Origin of the sequence: Xanthobacter autotrophicus (assembly GCF_029991245.1) — a bacterium.
Classification (GTDB): Bacteria; Pseudomonadota; Alphaproteobacteria; order Rhizobiales; family Xanthobacteraceae; genus Xanthobacter; species Xanthobacter autotrophicus_C.
Genome location: NZ_JAIVFO010000117.1, coordinates 1 through 14,460, shown reverse-complemented (window position 1 = coordinate 14,460; position 14,460 = coordinate 1). Strand labels below are relative to the sequence as shown.

The window sequence follows — 14,460 nt, the reverse complement described above, 5'->3', positions numbered from 1 at the left end:
GGGTGGCGGGGGCAAGGCTCGGTGGGCAGCTACACCGCGCTTCCGCTGGCCCCGTCTCGGCGCTGAGCATGCACAAGGCGCAGGGCCTGACTTTGGAAGACGTGCGCAATCGGCTTCGGCGATGGCGCCTTCGCTCCGGGGCAGGCCTATGTGGCGTTGTCGCGGGTGCGGGCGATCCGCGGGCAGGATGTGCGGGTGGATCGGCGGATGGTGAGGTTCATAGAGCGGGGTGAGGGGTGAGGGACGGCGTGCCAACGGGTAACTATGTCCATCTCGCAAGAAAAATCTCTAAGCCGCACAAACCGTTGACTACTAAAAGGCTGTTAAGAAATTCAAAAAGGCAAAACCGCAATCACCCCCCGTCATGCCCGGCTTTGTGCCGGGCATCCACGCCGAGCCACTTGGGACAGGGTACGAAAATCGCTCCAAGCCTTCCCACGTGGATGGCCGAGACAAGCCCGGCTATGACAATGATATTGCGCCTGCGAGGACTGTAAGCGCCGGTCTGAGCGAATTTTCAACCGTGCTCTAGGGACCCGGCACTCAACAACTTAAGCTGCATGCCATCGCGTGCGTGGGCACTCGGCTTCACATCAAAGGACTGCGTCTTCTAGACGACGCAGCAGAACCGAGGCAAGTGACAGATGATCAAGACACCGCCCCACTGGATCGACATTTATTTCGTGCCCTCTAGGATTTCGAATTGCAGACATAGCCCCCGCAAAGATAAACTTATATCCTATCTGCTCATCAATCTCGCTTACCGTCAGCAGTTTTGTCAGTTTTATTTTAGGGCTTGATTCTGAAAATGCTGCCATCATCAATTTATAACCACTGTCGTTTATTTTTGAAATACTTTTAACTTTAAGATCAACAAACTTAAATGCTTCGAATGTCGATTGCGAATAATGCCCGTCATCAAATAGCTTAATGCTAACAGATCTTATATCTGAATGGATATTCCGCTCATCAAAAGGATGAGCGGAACTAGAAGATTGATCCGTAGCAGTCCCTAATGCTCCAGAAACTCTCACGATTTTCTCGAAGAAATCTAGACGCTTAATCATCGATTAGATTTTCTCTAATGCTCTTGAAAATATTATCGTAAGTCTCCTGCGAGCCATTCGCCGGCAAGTTAATTTCGATTCTCACCGTCATTGCCATATCTCGACGGCTTTGCTTTTCAGCGACACGGCTGGCGGGCAATTCTGCGATCGAAGACTCAGCTTGTTTCTCCGGCTTCGAGCCGCTGGCCTTAACTTTTTTGACCTTGGCCTTCTGGGCAGCATTGCTCGAGCCCTTAGCGACATCCACCTCATAACCAGAGAGGCGAGCAAATACTTGAAACACTCCAGCTTGCCGACCGCCTATCACCTCGCTCGTCTTGTCGGACGTGCGGAAATAAGACGTGAGATCGGACTTATTCAATATCCACGCATCTTCACCACGAACATCGAACAAATCTTTATAGGATTCTCGTATTAACTGCCCAAAAGCCTTGGGAAAATCATCATTTCCTAAAACAAAAACTTCCTGCCCTTTGGGAGTACGCCTCCCACCTTCATCGATAACGCCAATAAATTGGAGGGCATTAATGATGTAGCTCTCATTGTTTGATGCAATGGCGAACTTCTTGACTGTCTCGGATGTGACCGTCGACGGAAAATTCTTCCGAAGGAATACGACCATCTGCTCGACGTTACCCGGGCCCGAAATGTACGGATGCGTTGCCAACCCATCCCCCTCGACGAATCAGATGCGACCTTTTAGCGATCGGATCTACTATACCTGCTAGAATCGGCTCGTCATCAATGAGCAGGTGATCGCTGAAACTACACCGGAGATTAAGGGCCCGACCGGGGTGTTTCGTGTGCTCAATCTTCAATGCACGGCATCAAGCCTCCGCCCAGCGCTCCGACCGGAACGCGACCGCAATCGCCTGCGCCCGCGCCGTCGCCAGATCGTCGCCCTCAAGCCCCTCCCCGTCCACCGTGGCGCAGGCGGTGCGGGCGGCCAGCAGCAGGTCCACCTTGGGGTGGGTGTCGCCCACCTTGTCGCCATAGCCGAAGTAATCGCAGGTGGAGACCAGCAAAAGCTTGGCGAAGAGGTCCGGATCGCGGAAGGCGCCGGTGCGCTCCAGCATGGCCGCTACCGGCCCGGCGCGGATGGGCGACACGCGCCCCACCCGCTCGCATTCCTGAAGCGCCAGCAGGGCAAGGTCGCGGCACACGTCCGGCAAAGCGAAGCGGTCGCAGATGGCATGGATGCGGGGCAGGCCGCGCTCCATGTGGCGGTAATGCACCGGCAGGTGCTCGCGCGGGGAATCCGACTTGCCCGCATGCATCACCAGCAGCGCGAACCGCACCTCCAGCGGCGCGTTGCGCCGGGCCGCCTCGGTGAGCGAATTCAGGATGAGCACGCCGAGGTCGATCTCGTCCGCCGTATCGGTGATGTGCGGCACGCCGAACAGGGACGCCACCTCCGGCAGCACGATCTCCAGCACCCCGCACTCGCGCAGGGCCTTCACCATGGCGGCGGGGGCCGGGGCCATCAGGCCGCGCTCCAGCTCCGGCCACATGCGGGCGGGGTCGAGGGCATCGAGCGCGCCCACCTCCATCTGCTCGAACATGAGGTCGAGGGTGTCCTCGTCCGCGCTCGCGTCCTGTTGGTTGCTCTCGGCGATGAGGGCCGCAAGGCGCAGCAGCGCGAGACCGGGATGGGTCTCGATCAGGTCCTCGATGCGGAAGGGGGGCGTCTTGTCCATCCGGGAATAGGACCATCACCCCCACAAGGAAGGCAAGCCCATGAAAAAGGCATGCCTATAACATGGGCGTTTGAGGTCCGCTCCGGCCTCACACCGGGATGCGCACGGTGGCCCGCAGCCCGCCCATGGGGCTGTCGGCGAGGATCACCTCGCCGCCATGGGCGCGGGCGATGTCGCGGGCAATGGACAGGCCGAGGCCCGAGCCGCCGTCGTCCTGGTTGCGCGCATCGTCCAGCCGCAGGAAGGGGCGGAACACCTCCTCGCGCTTTTCTTCCGGAATGCCCGGGCCGTCGTCGTCCACGCTCACCATCAGCCAGCGGGCGTCGCGGGTGCCGGTGATGGCGACGCGGGAGGCGTGGCGCACCGCATTGTTCACGAGGTTGCCCACGCAGCGCTTGAGCTGGTCGCCCTTCACCTCCACCAGCGGCGGACCCATGAAGCTGGCTTCGGCGACGGCGCCGTCACGCTCGGCATTGAGGCGCAGGTCTTCCACCAGCGCCGCCATGTCGGTAAGCGCGGTCTGCTCGCCGGGATCGCCGCGGGCGAAGGCGAGATAGGCCTCCAGCATGCCGGCCAGTTCGTCCACGTCCTTCTTCAGCGCCTCGGTCTCCGGCCCCTCCTCCAGGAAAGCCAACTCCAGCTTGAAGCGGGTGAGGATGGTGCGCATGTCGTGGGAGACGCCGGCGAGCATGGTGGTGCGCTGCTCGATCTGCCGCTCGATGCGCCGCTTCATCTCCAGGAAGGCGATGGCCGCCCGCCGCACCTCGCGGGCGCCGCGGGGGCGGAAATTCTCCACGTCCCGCCCCTTGCCGAAGGCCTCGGCGGCGTCCGCAAGGTTCTCGATGGGGCGGATCTGGTTGCGCAGGAACAGGATGGCCACCGTCAACAAAACCAGAGATGTCCCCACCATCCACAGGATGAAGATGTGCGAGTTGGAGGCATAGGCGGCATTGCGCGGGGCGAAGATGCGCAGAACCGCATCCTCCATCTTGATGCGCACCTCGATGAGGTTGGACCGCCCCACCGTGTCGATCCACACCGGCTGCTGGATGCGACGGCCGATCTCCCGCGACAGGGAGCTGTCCAGCACCGAGAAGAAGGGTTTGGGCCCCGGCGGCGGCAGCGGGTCCGGCGGCAGCACGGTGACGTTGAGGGCAAGGTTGCGCCAGGCGACGCGGCGCAGCTCGGTGAAGTCCTTGTCCTTGGGCAGCAGGTCGTAGAGCGCCACCACCGCCGAGATGTCCTGGCTGACCGCCGCGGACAGGCGACGAGTGACGGTATTATAGTGGCGCTCCATGAAGACGAAGGCCACCACCGACTGCAAAATCACCATGGGGGTGACGATGATGAGCAGCGAGCGCGGATAAAGTCCCTTTGGCGTCACCCGGTTGAACCAGGCGGCGAAGCGCGTGTTGGCGTCCCGCAGCCAGGCGGCGAGCAGGCGCAGTCCCGACGGCCCGCTCTCGGCCACGCTCAAGGCGTCACCACCAGGCGATAGCCGATGCCGCGCACCGTCTGCAGGAACACCGGATTGGCGGGATCACGCTCCAGCTTGCGGCGCAGGCGATTCACCTGCACGTCCACGGCGCGCTCGCTGGCCGCCCCGCCGCCGGCCAAAGCAAGGCGCGGCACGGTTTCGCCCGGCGCCTCGGCCAGCGCCCGCAGCATGTCGCGCTCGCGCTCTGTGATGCGCACGATCTCGGTGTTGCGGGTCAGTTCGCCCCGTTCCAGGTGGAAGGCGAACTCGCCGAAGCGCACGCTCTCGATGGCCTTCTGCGCCGGCGGCAGCGCCCGCTTCAGGATGGAGCCGATGCGCAGCAGAAGCTCGCGCGGCTCGAACGGCTTGGCGAGATAATCGTCCACCCCGGCTTCAAGCCCGGTGATGCGGTCGGAGGTCTCCGAGCGGGCGGTGAGCATCAGGATCGGCACCGCGGACGAGCGCCGCAGGTCGCGGGCCAGGTCCAGCCCGCTCTCCCCCGGCATCATCACGTCGAGCACGAGGAGGTCGAAGGCGAGCCCGTCCAGCCGCCCGCGCGCCTCGACGGCATTGGCCGCGGTGGTCACGCGATAGCCATGCTCGGTGAGGAAGCGCGACAGCAGGGTGCGGATGCGGTTGTCGTCGTCCACCACCAGAAGATGCGGCGCATCGTCGGCGACGGGCACGGGGGCGGGCGCGGCGGCGCCGGAAGCGGCATCAGGCATGGGGGCGCTCGCAAATCACACTCGTGCAAATCACTCTCGTGCAGGTCTCGGTCATGGTCCGGTCGGGCTCTCCGGTCGGGCGTTCGGCCGGAACGCCCGGCACCGTCACGCCGGCCGGGCCCGTGCCGCGCGGTCGGCGCGCTCGATGAGACGCTCCACCGCCGCGCGATCCTCCGGGTCGATCATGGCGAGAAGAAAGCGCTGCACCGCCTCCCGGCCGTCGGGACCGCTCGCCTCCAGCGCCGTGGCCATGCGCCGGCTCTGCAGACCGACGAACTGGCGCGCCAGCGCCTCGCCTTTGGCGGTGGGAAACAGCAGACGCTGGCGGCGGTCCGAGGACCCCGCCCGGCTTTCCACGAAACCTTCGTCCACCAGTTCGCGCAGCACGCGGCCCAGGCTCTGCTTGGTGATGCGCAGGATGTCGAGCAGGTCGGTCACGCGCATGCCGGGATGCCGGTTCACGAAATGGACAACCCGGTGATGCGCCCGGCCGAAGCCGATGGGCGCCAGGATCTGGTCCGGATCACCCACGAAGTCCCTGTAGGCGAAGAACAAAAGCTCGATGAAGTCCACCAGCGGCACGGCCGCCGCCGCGTCCTCGACCGCCGCGGAAGCGGGAGAAGGCGCCGAGTCCAGGAGAGAATTTATGTCAGTCATGTTGACTTTTTCGTTCTGATCGTTACTTCAAGAGCCGGTTCTACGAAATGATCGGTCGCCCAGCCTCTACACAAGGTTCGATCATTTCGTGGCTTTGCCGGCTTCGTGAGCAGGCGTAAAGATATCCCCATGCGGGATCGCTGGAAAGCGGCGGTTGTAGCGGGGAGAAGCCGCGCGGACGACGCGGTTGGAAAAAGGAGTTCGAGATCATGAGCGCGCAGGGTGTCCCCTTCGACCAACGTGACGGCTGGATCTGGTACGACGGCGTGTTCGTGCCGTGGGCCGATGCCAAGCTGCATGTGCTGTCCCATGGCCTGCACTACGGCAGCACCGTGTTCGAGGGCGAGCGCGCCTACGGCGGCACGATCTTCAAGAGCTCGGAGCATTCCGAGCGCCTGCGCCTGTCCGCGGAGATGCTGGACTTCACCATCCCTTACACCATCGGCGAGATCGACGCGGCCAAGAAGGCCACGCTGGAGAAGAACAATCTCGTGGACGCCTATGTGCGCCCGGTCTCCTGGCGCGGCAGCGAGATGATGGGCGTCGCCGCCCAGAAGAACACCATCCACCTCGCCATCGGCGTGTGGGAGTGGCCGAGCTATTTCGATCCCGAGCAGCGCCAGAAGGGCCTGCGGCTCGACCTGTCGGAATGGCGCCGGCCTGATCCCGCCACCATCCCCTGCAAGGCGAAGGCGGCCGGTCTCTACATGATCTGCACCATCTCCAAGCACCGGGCCGAACGCCGCGGCTATGCCGACGCGCTGATGCTCGACTATCGCGGCTATGTGGCCGAGTGCACCGGCGCCAACGTCTTCTTCGTGAAGGACGGCGTCATCCACACCCCCACCCCGGACTGCTTCCTCGACGGCCTCACCCGCCGCACGGTGATCGACATCGCCCGCCGCCACGGCATCGAGGTGGTGGAGCGCCACATCAAGCCGGAGGAACTCTCCTCCTTCACCGAATGCTTCATCACCGGCACCGCCGCCGAGGTGACCCCGGTGGGCTCCATCGCGGACTGGCACTTCGCCCCCTCGGGAATCACCCATCAGCTGATGGATTCCTACTCCGCCGAAGTGCGCCCGAAGCAGCAGGCCGCCTGACCCGGCCACCGGGCCACAGACATGTGGAAAGGGCGTCGCTCGCGCGGCGCCCTTTTTCTGTGTGCCGGCGGCAGGTCACGTCCGAAATCAGGCCCCCGGCAAGGCCGCAGCGTCACTGAAGCGTCATCCTCCACCACAAGGTGTTGACGCTCCAGCCGAAGCACGCCAAACCTTGCGGGTGAGCGCGCACCCCAGAAACTCCCTCCTCCAGAGCGGCCTGCGCCGTCTCGAAGCCGTACCCGTCATCGGGCCTCTGCTGGCTTCGGTGAGCGGCATGGAACGGGTGACGCTGGCGGTTCTCGGCTTCGTCGCCCTCGCCTTCTACGTCTTCGTCAAGGTCGCCGACGAGGTGATGGAGGGCGCCACCGGCCGGCTCGACCGCGACATCCTCCTCGCCCTGCGCAATCCCGCCGACCCGTCCGACCCCCTCGGGCCGCCATGGCTTGAGGAGGCCATGCGGGACTTCACCGCCCTGGGCGGAACCAGCGTGCTCACCCTGCTCACCCTCCTGGTGGCCGTCTTCCTCATCATGACGCGCAAGCGCCACGCGGCCTGGCTGGTGCTGCTGTCGGTGGCGGGCGGCACCGCCTTGTCCCAGATCCTGAAATGGGGGTTCGATCGGCCCCGGCCGGACCTCGTGCCCCATGGCATGGCGGTCTACAGCCAGAGCTTTCCCTCCGGCCACGCCATGCTCTCGGCGGTGGTCTACCTGACGCTCGGGGCGCTGCTCGCGCGCACCCAGGCGCGGACGCGGGTGAAGGTGTTCTTCCTGGGCTCGGCGGCGGCGCTCACCGTCATCGTCGGCATCAGCCGCATCTATCTCGGCGTGCACTGGCCCACCGACGTGCTCGGCGGCTGGGCCCTGGGCGCGGCCTGGGCCTGTTCCTGCTGGCTGCTGATGCTGTGGCTGCAGCGCCGGGGCGAGGTGGAAGGCGAGACCGGGAGGAGCGACGAGGGCGCCATCCCGCCCGACGCGGGGCAAGCGCGAAACGGTGCGTGAGCGTGCGCTTCAGATGTCCATATCCACCCATACGGCGGCATGGTCGGAAGCGGCCTCAACTTTCTTCGTGATCTCCGCATAGGCGTCCCACTTGCGCGGGCGGACGCCCGGCCACATGCCCGTCCGGAATACGCCTGCGGCCGTCACTTTGGCGAACAGGGCGGGCGAGAGCAGCAGATAGTCGATCTTGTTGCTCGCAAGGCATGAGCCGAACGTACCCGGATGACCACCATTGTCGAACGCGGGATGCTCGAAGATATCCTTGAGATCGGTCTGGGCGAGAAGCGGCTCCAGCGGCCGGCTGCCAGGCGTGTCGTTGAGGTCGCCGACGATGGCGATCCGCGTCTCGCCGGCGGCGACGAGCCCTTCATAGATCGCCCGCACCCGCTCGGCCTGGGCCCGCCGCCGGGCGTTCGAATCGGAGGTCGAGCCGTAGCCCTTGCTCTTGAAGTGATTGACGAGGACCAGAAGCGGCGGTCCGGAGGGCAGTTCCACCGTGAATTCCGGGCAATCGCGCGAGAATACGGGCTGTCCCGAGGGGAGCCGGTCGTCGACATGGGAGCGCATGGTGCCGATGGGATAGCCTTCAGCTGTCATCAGCCCCACGTCGATGCCGCGCTCGTCGTTGCCGTCGATCACCATCACGTGGCGATACGGCGTGCCGCCCATGGCGGTCACGATCTCGGCATTGAAAGCGGCGAGCGCAGGACGGCTTTCGGCCTCCACCACCGCGAGCACGTCGGCGGCCAGGTCGACCATCACCCGCGCCGTGTTGCGCATGGCATGCTCGTTGATCGGCTCGTCCCGCAGTTCGAGGGAGCCCACCCAGTCCGCCCGCCCCTCGGCGAGGATCTCGATGCCGCCGGCCTGCGGACGCTTCAGCAGCCCGCCCCGGCTCCGGCGCAGGAGGACGAACGGCCCCGTGTCGGATTTCTCCAGCCCAAGATTGATCATCAGCTCAACCATCTTGCGCTGGTCAGCAGATGAATAGGCCACCTGCCCGAGCAAGGCGTTGAGGGCGGAGAATGCCTCAAGGACGGCCTTGCCGTCATCCCAGGTGTCGAGATTGAGTGCCTTGGCCCGGTCGAACAGGTTCTCGACGTTGTAGCTCGCGAGCCGCATTTTCAACCTCCCCGGGCGTTACCGGGAAAGAGATCATTTTATCACGACACTTTTACGTTCGTTGGGCCAAAATACAATTTTAGATGTATCTATATACCCCTCGCCGAAGAACGGTTCAATCGAACAGGCTGGAGACCGATTCCTCGTGGGCCGTGCGGGCGATGGCCTCGCCGATCAGGGTGGCGATGGAGAGCACGCGGATGTTGCGGGCTACCCGCACCGCCTCGGTGGGCTGGATCGAATCGGTGATCACCAGTTCCTTGAGCTTGGACGCGGTGATGCGCGCCACCGCCCCGCCCGACAGCACGCCGTGGGTGATGTAGGCATGCACCTCCCTGGCGCCGCGGGCGAGCAGGGCCTCGGCGGCATTCACCAGTGTGCCGCCCGAATCGACGATATCGTCCACCAGGATGCAGGAGCGGCCTTCCACATTGCCGATGACGTTCATCACCTCGCTCTCGCCGGGGCGCTCGCGGCGCTTGTCGACGATGGCGAGCTGGGCGTCGATGCGCTTGGCCAGCGCCCGGGCGCGCACCACGCCGCCCACGTCCGGCGACACCACCATGACGTTGGAGAGGTCGAACCGCTCCTTGATGTCGCGCACCATCACCGGCGCCGAATAGAGGTTGTCGGTGGGGATATCGAAGAAGCCCTGGATCTGGCCGGCATGCAGGTCCAGCGTCATCACCCGGTCAGCGCCGGCATGGGTGATGAGGTTGGCCACCAGCTTGGCGGAGATGGGCGTGCGCGGGCCGGGCTTGCGGTCCTGCCGGGCGTAGCCGAAATAGGGCAGCACCGCCGTGATGCGCTTGGACGAGGCCCGGCGCAGCGCATCGATGATGATGAGCAGTTCCATCAGGTGATCGTTGGCGGGGAAGGCCGTGGACTGCACCACGAACACATCCTGCCCGCGCACGTTCTCCTGGATCTCGACGAAGATTTCCATGTCCGCGAAGCGCCGCACCACCGCTTTGGTCAGCGGGGTGGCGAGATAAGCGGCGATGGCTTCAGCGAGCGCGCGGTTTGAGTTGCCCGCGACGAGCTTCATGGATCCGTTCTCCGCTGACATGGGTCGCTCCGCCCCGGCCGCACCGGGAGCTGGTCGAAAGCTTGAGGGGTTCTGATAGGCGGGCCGTCACAATCTTGTAAAGGCCCCGCTGCGCCTCAGGCACAGACTGCGCCCCGCCGGACCGCGGCGAACACCGCCCAGGCCGGCTCGATCTGGCCGGCTCGATCAGGCCCGCGCAGCCTTGGTGCAGAAGGATTTCCAGGTGTTCCGGCCAGCCCGCGGCCGAAGCTGTCAGTTGTCCGCGTATGCCAGGGCTGCGGAGGGCGCAGAGAGCGCCGCGACGGGCACGCCCGAGGGATCGCGCGGTGCCGGCTCGGCGGCGGGGGACTCGCCCAGGCCCGAGGACGCCGCGGCCGACGCTGCTGCACCCGGCGCCGGCTCGGACACCGCCTGCGCGCTGCCGCCGACGCCGAGGGTCTCGGCCAGGCTCGCCATGGAGCGGTTGGCCACGCGGGAGAGCACGGCATCGTCGCAGGCGGCCCAGCCATTGGCGAGGCCGCCCTTCACCTTGCCGGCGGGCTCCTCGCCGGCGATGCGGGCGACGCGGGTCTGGTTCTGGTCGTACACGTCCCAGGCATAGGCGACGGTGGCCTTGCCCTTGTCCACGTGCAAAGCCAGATAGCCCTTCACCCGGTAGGCCGCGCTGGTGCTGCGGGAGACCACGGACACCTTGCGGTCCTGCGCCTCGCTGGAAAGCTGGCCCACCAGCTTGTCGAAGGTGGCCGGCGGCGGTCCGTCGATGGTGTCGAAGGCGAGGGCGCGGTTGCCGGAAGAGGCCATGCCGGACCCATCCGTCTGGCAGGCGCCCAGCGCCATGCACAGGGCAAGCCCCGCAAGGCGCACCAGGGTCCGGGACCGGTTGGCGGAAAAGACGAACGGCCGGTGCGCACGCACCTCCGGAACGGCTTCTGCCTCGTATCCCCGCATGGTCGCTCCCGGCGCTTGTCTCGTCACCGAAGGCGTAGCGGGAAACGCGGGCCGGGTCCAGAAAAACGGTTAAGGCGCGGTTAATGGAGCTGTGAAACCGAGCAAAATCAACGCTCGACCATGCCCGGGCGGACTCCCTGCCGGGCGCCGACAACCTTTTAAGGTTTGGTAAACATCCCGCCCCGCGCTCATTTCAGCGACTGGAGCAGGCCGAGCAAACGCATGGAGCCTTCGGGCCACGGCCCGTAGCCCGCATCCGCATTGATGTGGCCGGCATCGCCCGCATCCACGATGGCCGCGCCCCAGTCGAGGGCGAAGCCTTCGGCCCGCGCGTAGCTGCAATAGGGGTCGGTGCGGCTGGCCACCAGCACCGAGGGAAACGGCAGCGGCGCCGTCGGCATGGGGCCGAATGCCGCCACCAGCGGGTCGAGGCCGGCCATGTCGAGATCAGGCGGGGCCACCAGGAAGGCGCCCTTCACCTTCCCCTCCGGCAGAAGCGGCGCGGCATGCAGCAAAGTCGGCACGCCGAGGGAATGGGCGACCACCACCACCGGCTTGTCCGCCGCCGCCACCGCCGCGGCGAGGCGCCGCGGCCAGTCCTCCCGGTCGGGCCGGTCCCAGTCCGCCTGCTCCACCCGGCGGGCGGAGGAGAGGCTGCGCTCCCACCGGCTCTGCCAGTGATCGGGGCCGGAGCCCTGCCAGCCGGGCACGATGAGAAGGGCGGCATCGGTGGAGCGCATGCGTCAGTCCGGACAGGTTCAGGCCAAATCAGGCGAGGGTAATGGCGGCGATCAGCCGGCCGTAGTCGGCTTCCTTGCGGTGGGTGGTGCGGCGATAGGAAAAGAAGCGCGCCTCGTCCGCAAAGGTATCAAGGCCCAGATCCTCGATGAAGCCCACGCCCGCCTGTTCCAGCCGCAGGCGGATGAAGCCCGGCAGGTCGAACAAAGCGTGGTGGGCCCGGTCCGCCGGCGCGAAGAAGCGGGCGAAGCTTTTGTCCTCGCCGAGGAGGCGGGCGACGAAATCCTCCCCCACCTCGTAGCTCGGCTGGCGGATGAGCGGGCCGATGACGGCGCGGATGTTGGCGCGCCTCGCCCCCTGCTGCTCCATCATCGCCACGGTCGCGCCGATGATGCCGGACACCGCGCCCTTCCAGCCGGAATGGGCTGCGGCCACCACGCGGGCATCTGGATCGGCGAGCAGGATTGGCCCGCAATCGGCCACCGCCACCGCCGCGCCGAGGCCGGGGGTGCTGGTGACAATGGCGTCGGCCTTGGGGGCGTCCTCGCGGGTCCAGGGCTCGGTTGCCAGCACCGGATCGGCCGAATGCACCTGCCACAGGGCCAGCAGCGCCTCCGGCGTGATGCCGATCTCCTGCGCCATGCGGGCGCGGTTCTGCGCCACGGCGGCCGGATCGTCATCGGAGCCCATGCCGCCGTTGAGGCTCGCATAGAGGCCGGTCGAGACCCCGCCCTGCCGGGTGAAGAAGGCATGGCGGATGCCGGGCAGGGCCGCAAGCGAGGCGGCCTCGATCTTCATGACGCAAACCTCATCACACCCGTTCCTCGGTCGAATCGAACGCGGGCGGCAGCCCGATTTCAGGATGGGCGAGGACGAGCACCTTGAACAGACGCCCCATCTCCCCTGCCCCGCCCCCCGCCAGCCGGCGCGCGGCGGCGTCCACGCCGGCGCGGACCTCAACCGACGCATCGCGCGTCAGCCGCTCGGCGCGCTGGGCCAGGCCCAGGCGGGCAAGAAATTCGCCCTGCTCCAGCGGCCCGAAGGCGCGCAGCCCCGCCGCGCGGCCGATGCGGGCCAGCGCCGAGAAATCCACATGGGCGGTGAGGTCGGCGTCCCCCGGCGCGGCCAAAGGATCGGCGAAGCGATGCTGTTCCAGAGCCTGGAAGGTGTCGCCATAGCCGCCGGCATGGCCGTAATCGATGACCAGAGCAGCCCCGCCCTGCGCCTTCAGGCGCGCCGCCAGCGCCCGCGCCGGGCCGCTTTCCAGATGCTCCAGCACCGCCCCTTCGGCGGGCGGCGGCAGATGGGCGGCGAAGGCGGCAGCGGCCCGCGACGGGGTGGGATCAAGGCCGAGGACGAGCCGGCCTTTGTCATCAAGGCCCACCCGCCGCTCATGCCAGTGGCCAGCGCGGAAGACATATTGGTCGATGGGCAACGCATCGAAGAATTCGTTGGCAAGAACCAGGGCCGGCCCGTCCGGCACCTCCTCCACGCGGTCGTGCCAGGACACTTGGTCCGCATGGGCGGCGAGCGTGCGGGCCTGCGCGGCCCGCAGCACCGGGCTCGTTTCCACCAGATGGATGCGCGCCGCCGCGCCGAAATCCGGCACCAGCCGGGCCGCGCGCAGGGCGTCGGCCATCAGGGTGCCGCGGCCGGGGCCCAGCTCCACCAGCCGGAAAGCGGGGGGCGATCCCATCTGCTGCCACTGGGCCACCGCCCACAGGCCCAGCAATTCGCCGAACATCTGGCTGATCTCGGGGGCGGTGGTGAAGTCGCCCCGCGCGCCGAGGGGATCGCGCGTCATGTAATAGCCGTGGCGCGGATGGCCGAGGCACAGCGCCATGTAGCGGCTCACCGGCATGGGCCCCTCGGCGGCGATGAGGGCGGCGATCTCCTCGGAAAGCGGCGTGGTCACGCGGCCGGCTTGCGCTTCAGGGCGTAGAGAAGAAGGCCGGCGCCGGCGACCACCAGCGGCACCGACAGCCACATGCCCATGGTGGTGCCGAAGGCGAGGTAGCCCAGTTGCACGTCCGGCTCGCGGAAAAATTCAGCCGTGATGCGGGAAATGCCGTAGCCGATGCCGAAGATGCCGGCCGCCACCCCCGGCCGCTTCAGCCCGCCGAGGCGCACCACCACAAGCATCACCAGAAACAGCACGAGGCCTTCCAGCGCCGCCTCATAGAGCTGGCTGGGATGGCGCGGCTCGGGGCCGCCATGGGGGAAGACGATGGCCCACGGCACATCGGCGGGCCGGCCCCACAGCTCGCCATTGATGAAATTGGCGAGGCGGCCGAAGAACAGCCCGATGGGCGCCACCACGCCCGACACGTCCAGCAGCGACATGACCCTGATGCCGCGCGCGCGGGCGAACAGGACCAGGGCCACCAGCGTGCCGGCAAGCCCGCCGTGGAAGGACATGCCGCCCTTCCACACCGCCACGATGTCCTGCGGGTTGGCGGCGAAATAGGCCGGATTGTAGAACAGCACATAGCCGAGCCGCCCGCCCAGGATGACGCCCAGCGTCGCCCAGAACAGGGCGTCGTCGAGGTCGTGCGGGGTCATGGGCGAGGTGCCGCCCCACAAGGCGGGGCGGGCCACCATCGCCCGCGCCAGCAGCCAGCCGAGGACGAGGCCGGCGATATAGGCAAGGGCATACCAGCGGATGGCCAGCGGGCCGAGCTGGACCAGGACCGGGTCTATGGCCGGGAAAGGCAGGGCGAAGGTCGGCATCTGATCCCCGGAATGCGGGTCCGCGGCGGGCGCCGTCATGTGCCGCGCCGGGGGCTGCGCCGTCAAGCCGGCCCGAACGGTGGGGCGGTGGACCCCTGCTCGCCATCCCCGCACCAGCCTGCCCCCTCTCCCGCGTGCGGGGGAGGGG

General features: G+C 66.5%; 15 protein-coding genes. 2 read left to right on the top strand and 13 right to left on the bottom strand.

What is annotated here, in order from left to right; all coding sequences use genetic code 11:
- Positions 1 to 593: 593 nt before the first annotated feature.
- The 6 genes from K9U41_RS17265 to K9U41_RS17240 form a co-directional block, all read right to left on the bottom strand.
- The gene (locus K9U41_RS17265; protein WP_282642114.1) at positions 594 to 1,067 is read right to left on the bottom strand and encodes a TIGR02391 family protein; all 474 of its coding nucleotides are present in this window, start codon (positions 1,065 to 1,067) and stop codon (positions 594 to 596) included.
- Entirely contained in the window at positions 1,060 to 1,734 is a 675-nt protein-coding gene (locus K9U41_RS17260; protein ID WP_282642113.1) for a DUF5343 domain-containing protein, read from the bottom strand. The genes K9U41_RS17265 and K9U41_RS17260 overlap by 8 nt, the downstream gene beginning before the upstream one ends.
- A gap of 160 nt (positions 1,735 to 1,894) precedes the next feature.
- Positions 1,895 to 2,764: a tRNA nucleotidyltransferase gene (locus tag K9U41_RS17255; protein ID WP_282642112.1), complete on the bottom strand. Its 870-nt coding sequence runs from the start codon at positions 2,762 to 2,764 to the stop codon at positions 1,895 to 1,897.
- Between the two features lie 88 nt (positions 2,765 to 2,852).
- Positions 2,853 to 4,190 carry an ATP-binding protein gene (locus K9U41_RS17250; RefSeq protein ID WP_282642116.1) on the bottom strand — a complete coding sequence of 446 codons (1,338 nt, stop codon included), beginning with the start codon at positions 4,188 to 4,190 and terminating at the stop codon, positions 2,853 to 2,855.
- Between the two features lie 47 nt (positions 4,191 to 4,237).
- Positions 4,238 to 4,966: a response regulator gene (locus tag K9U41_RS17245; RefSeq protein WP_282642111.1), complete on the bottom strand. Its 729-nt coding sequence runs from the start codon at positions 4,964 to 4,966 to the stop codon at positions 4,238 to 4,240.
- Positions 4,967 to 5,071: 105 nt separating this feature from the next.
- Positions 5,072 to 5,623 (bottom strand): MarR family winged helix-turn-helix transcriptional regulator, encoded by a 552-nt coding sequence (locus K9U41_RS17240; RefSeq protein ID WP_282642110.1) that lies wholly within the window; start codon positions 5,621 to 5,623, stop codon positions 5,072 to 5,074.
- Positions 5,624 to 5,832: 209 nt separating this feature from the next.
- Here K9U41_RS17240 and K9U41_RS17235 point away from each other — a divergent pair, with 209 nt between their 5' ends.
- Together K9U41_RS17235 and K9U41_RS17230 are read left to right on the top strand one after the other, a co-directional pair.
- On the top strand, positions 5,833 to 6,726 hold the full coding sequence (locus K9U41_RS17235; RefSeq protein ID WP_282642109.1) for a branched-chain amino acid aminotransferase: 894 nt from the start codon (positions 5,833 to 5,835) through the stop codon (positions 6,724 to 6,726).
- A 178-nt stretch (positions 6,727 to 6,904) separates the two neighbouring features.
- The gene (locus K9U41_RS17230) at positions 6,905 to 7,726 is read left to right on the top strand and encodes a phosphatase PAP2 family protein (protein ID WP_282642108.1); all 822 of its coding nucleotides are present in this window, start codon (positions 6,905 to 6,907) and stop codon (positions 7,724 to 7,726) included.
- Positions 7,727 to 7,735: 9 nt separating this feature from the next.
- Here the strand turns inward: K9U41_RS17230 and K9U41_RS17225 are convergent, their stop codons facing one another.
- The 7 genes from K9U41_RS17225 to lgt all read right to left on the bottom strand — a co-directional run bounded on the left by K9U41_RS17225 (position 7,736) and on the right by lgt (position 14,312).
- Positions 7,736 to 8,848, bottom strand: a complete 1,113-nt coding sequence (locus K9U41_RS17225) for an endonuclease/exonuclease/phosphatase family protein (protein ID WP_282642107.1) — start codon at positions 8,846 to 8,848, stop codon at positions 7,736 to 7,738.
- Positions 8,849 to 8,963: 115 nt separating this feature from the next.
- Positions 8,964 to 9,917, bottom strand: coding sequence for a ribose-phosphate pyrophosphokinase (locus K9U41_RS17220; RefSeq protein WP_282642106.1), 954 nt, complete (start codon positions 9,915 to 9,917; stop codon positions 8,964 to 8,966).
- A gap of 231 nt (positions 9,918 to 10,148) precedes the next feature.
- Positions 10,149 to 10,844, bottom strand: coding sequence for a hypothetical protein (locus K9U41_RS17215; RefSeq protein ID WP_282642105.1), 696 nt, complete (start codon positions 10,842 to 10,844; stop codon positions 10,149 to 10,151).
- Between the two features lie 188 nt (positions 10,845 to 11,032).
- The gene (locus tag K9U41_RS17210; RefSeq protein ID WP_282642104.1) at positions 11,033 to 11,584 is read right to left on the bottom strand and encodes an RBBP9/YdeN family alpha/beta hydrolase; all 552 of its coding nucleotides are present in this window, start codon (positions 11,582 to 11,584) and stop codon (positions 11,033 to 11,035) included.
- Positions 11,585 to 11,612: 28 nt separating this feature from the next.
- The gene (gene pgeF / locus K9U41_RS17205; protein ID WP_282642103.1) at positions 11,613 to 12,380 is read right to left on the bottom strand and encodes a peptidoglycan editing factor PgeF; all 768 of its coding nucleotides are present in this window, start codon (positions 12,378 to 12,380) and stop codon (positions 11,613 to 11,615) included.
- Positions 12,381 to 12,393: 13 nt separating this feature from the next.
- Positions 12,394 to 13,497: a class I SAM-dependent methyltransferase gene (locus K9U41_RS17200; RefSeq protein WP_282642102.1), complete on the bottom strand. Its 1,104-nt coding sequence runs from the start codon at positions 13,495 to 13,497 to the stop codon at positions 12,394 to 12,396.
- On the bottom strand, positions 13,494 to 14,312 hold the full coding sequence (lgt, locus tag K9U41_RS17195) for a prolipoprotein diacylglyceryl transferase (RefSeq protein ID WP_282642115.1): 819 nt from the start codon (positions 14,310 to 14,312) through the stop codon (positions 13,494 to 13,496). Before lgt ends, K9U41_RS17200 begins: the two co-directional genes overlap by 4 nt.
- Positions 14,313 to 14,460: the final 148 nt, after the last annotated feature.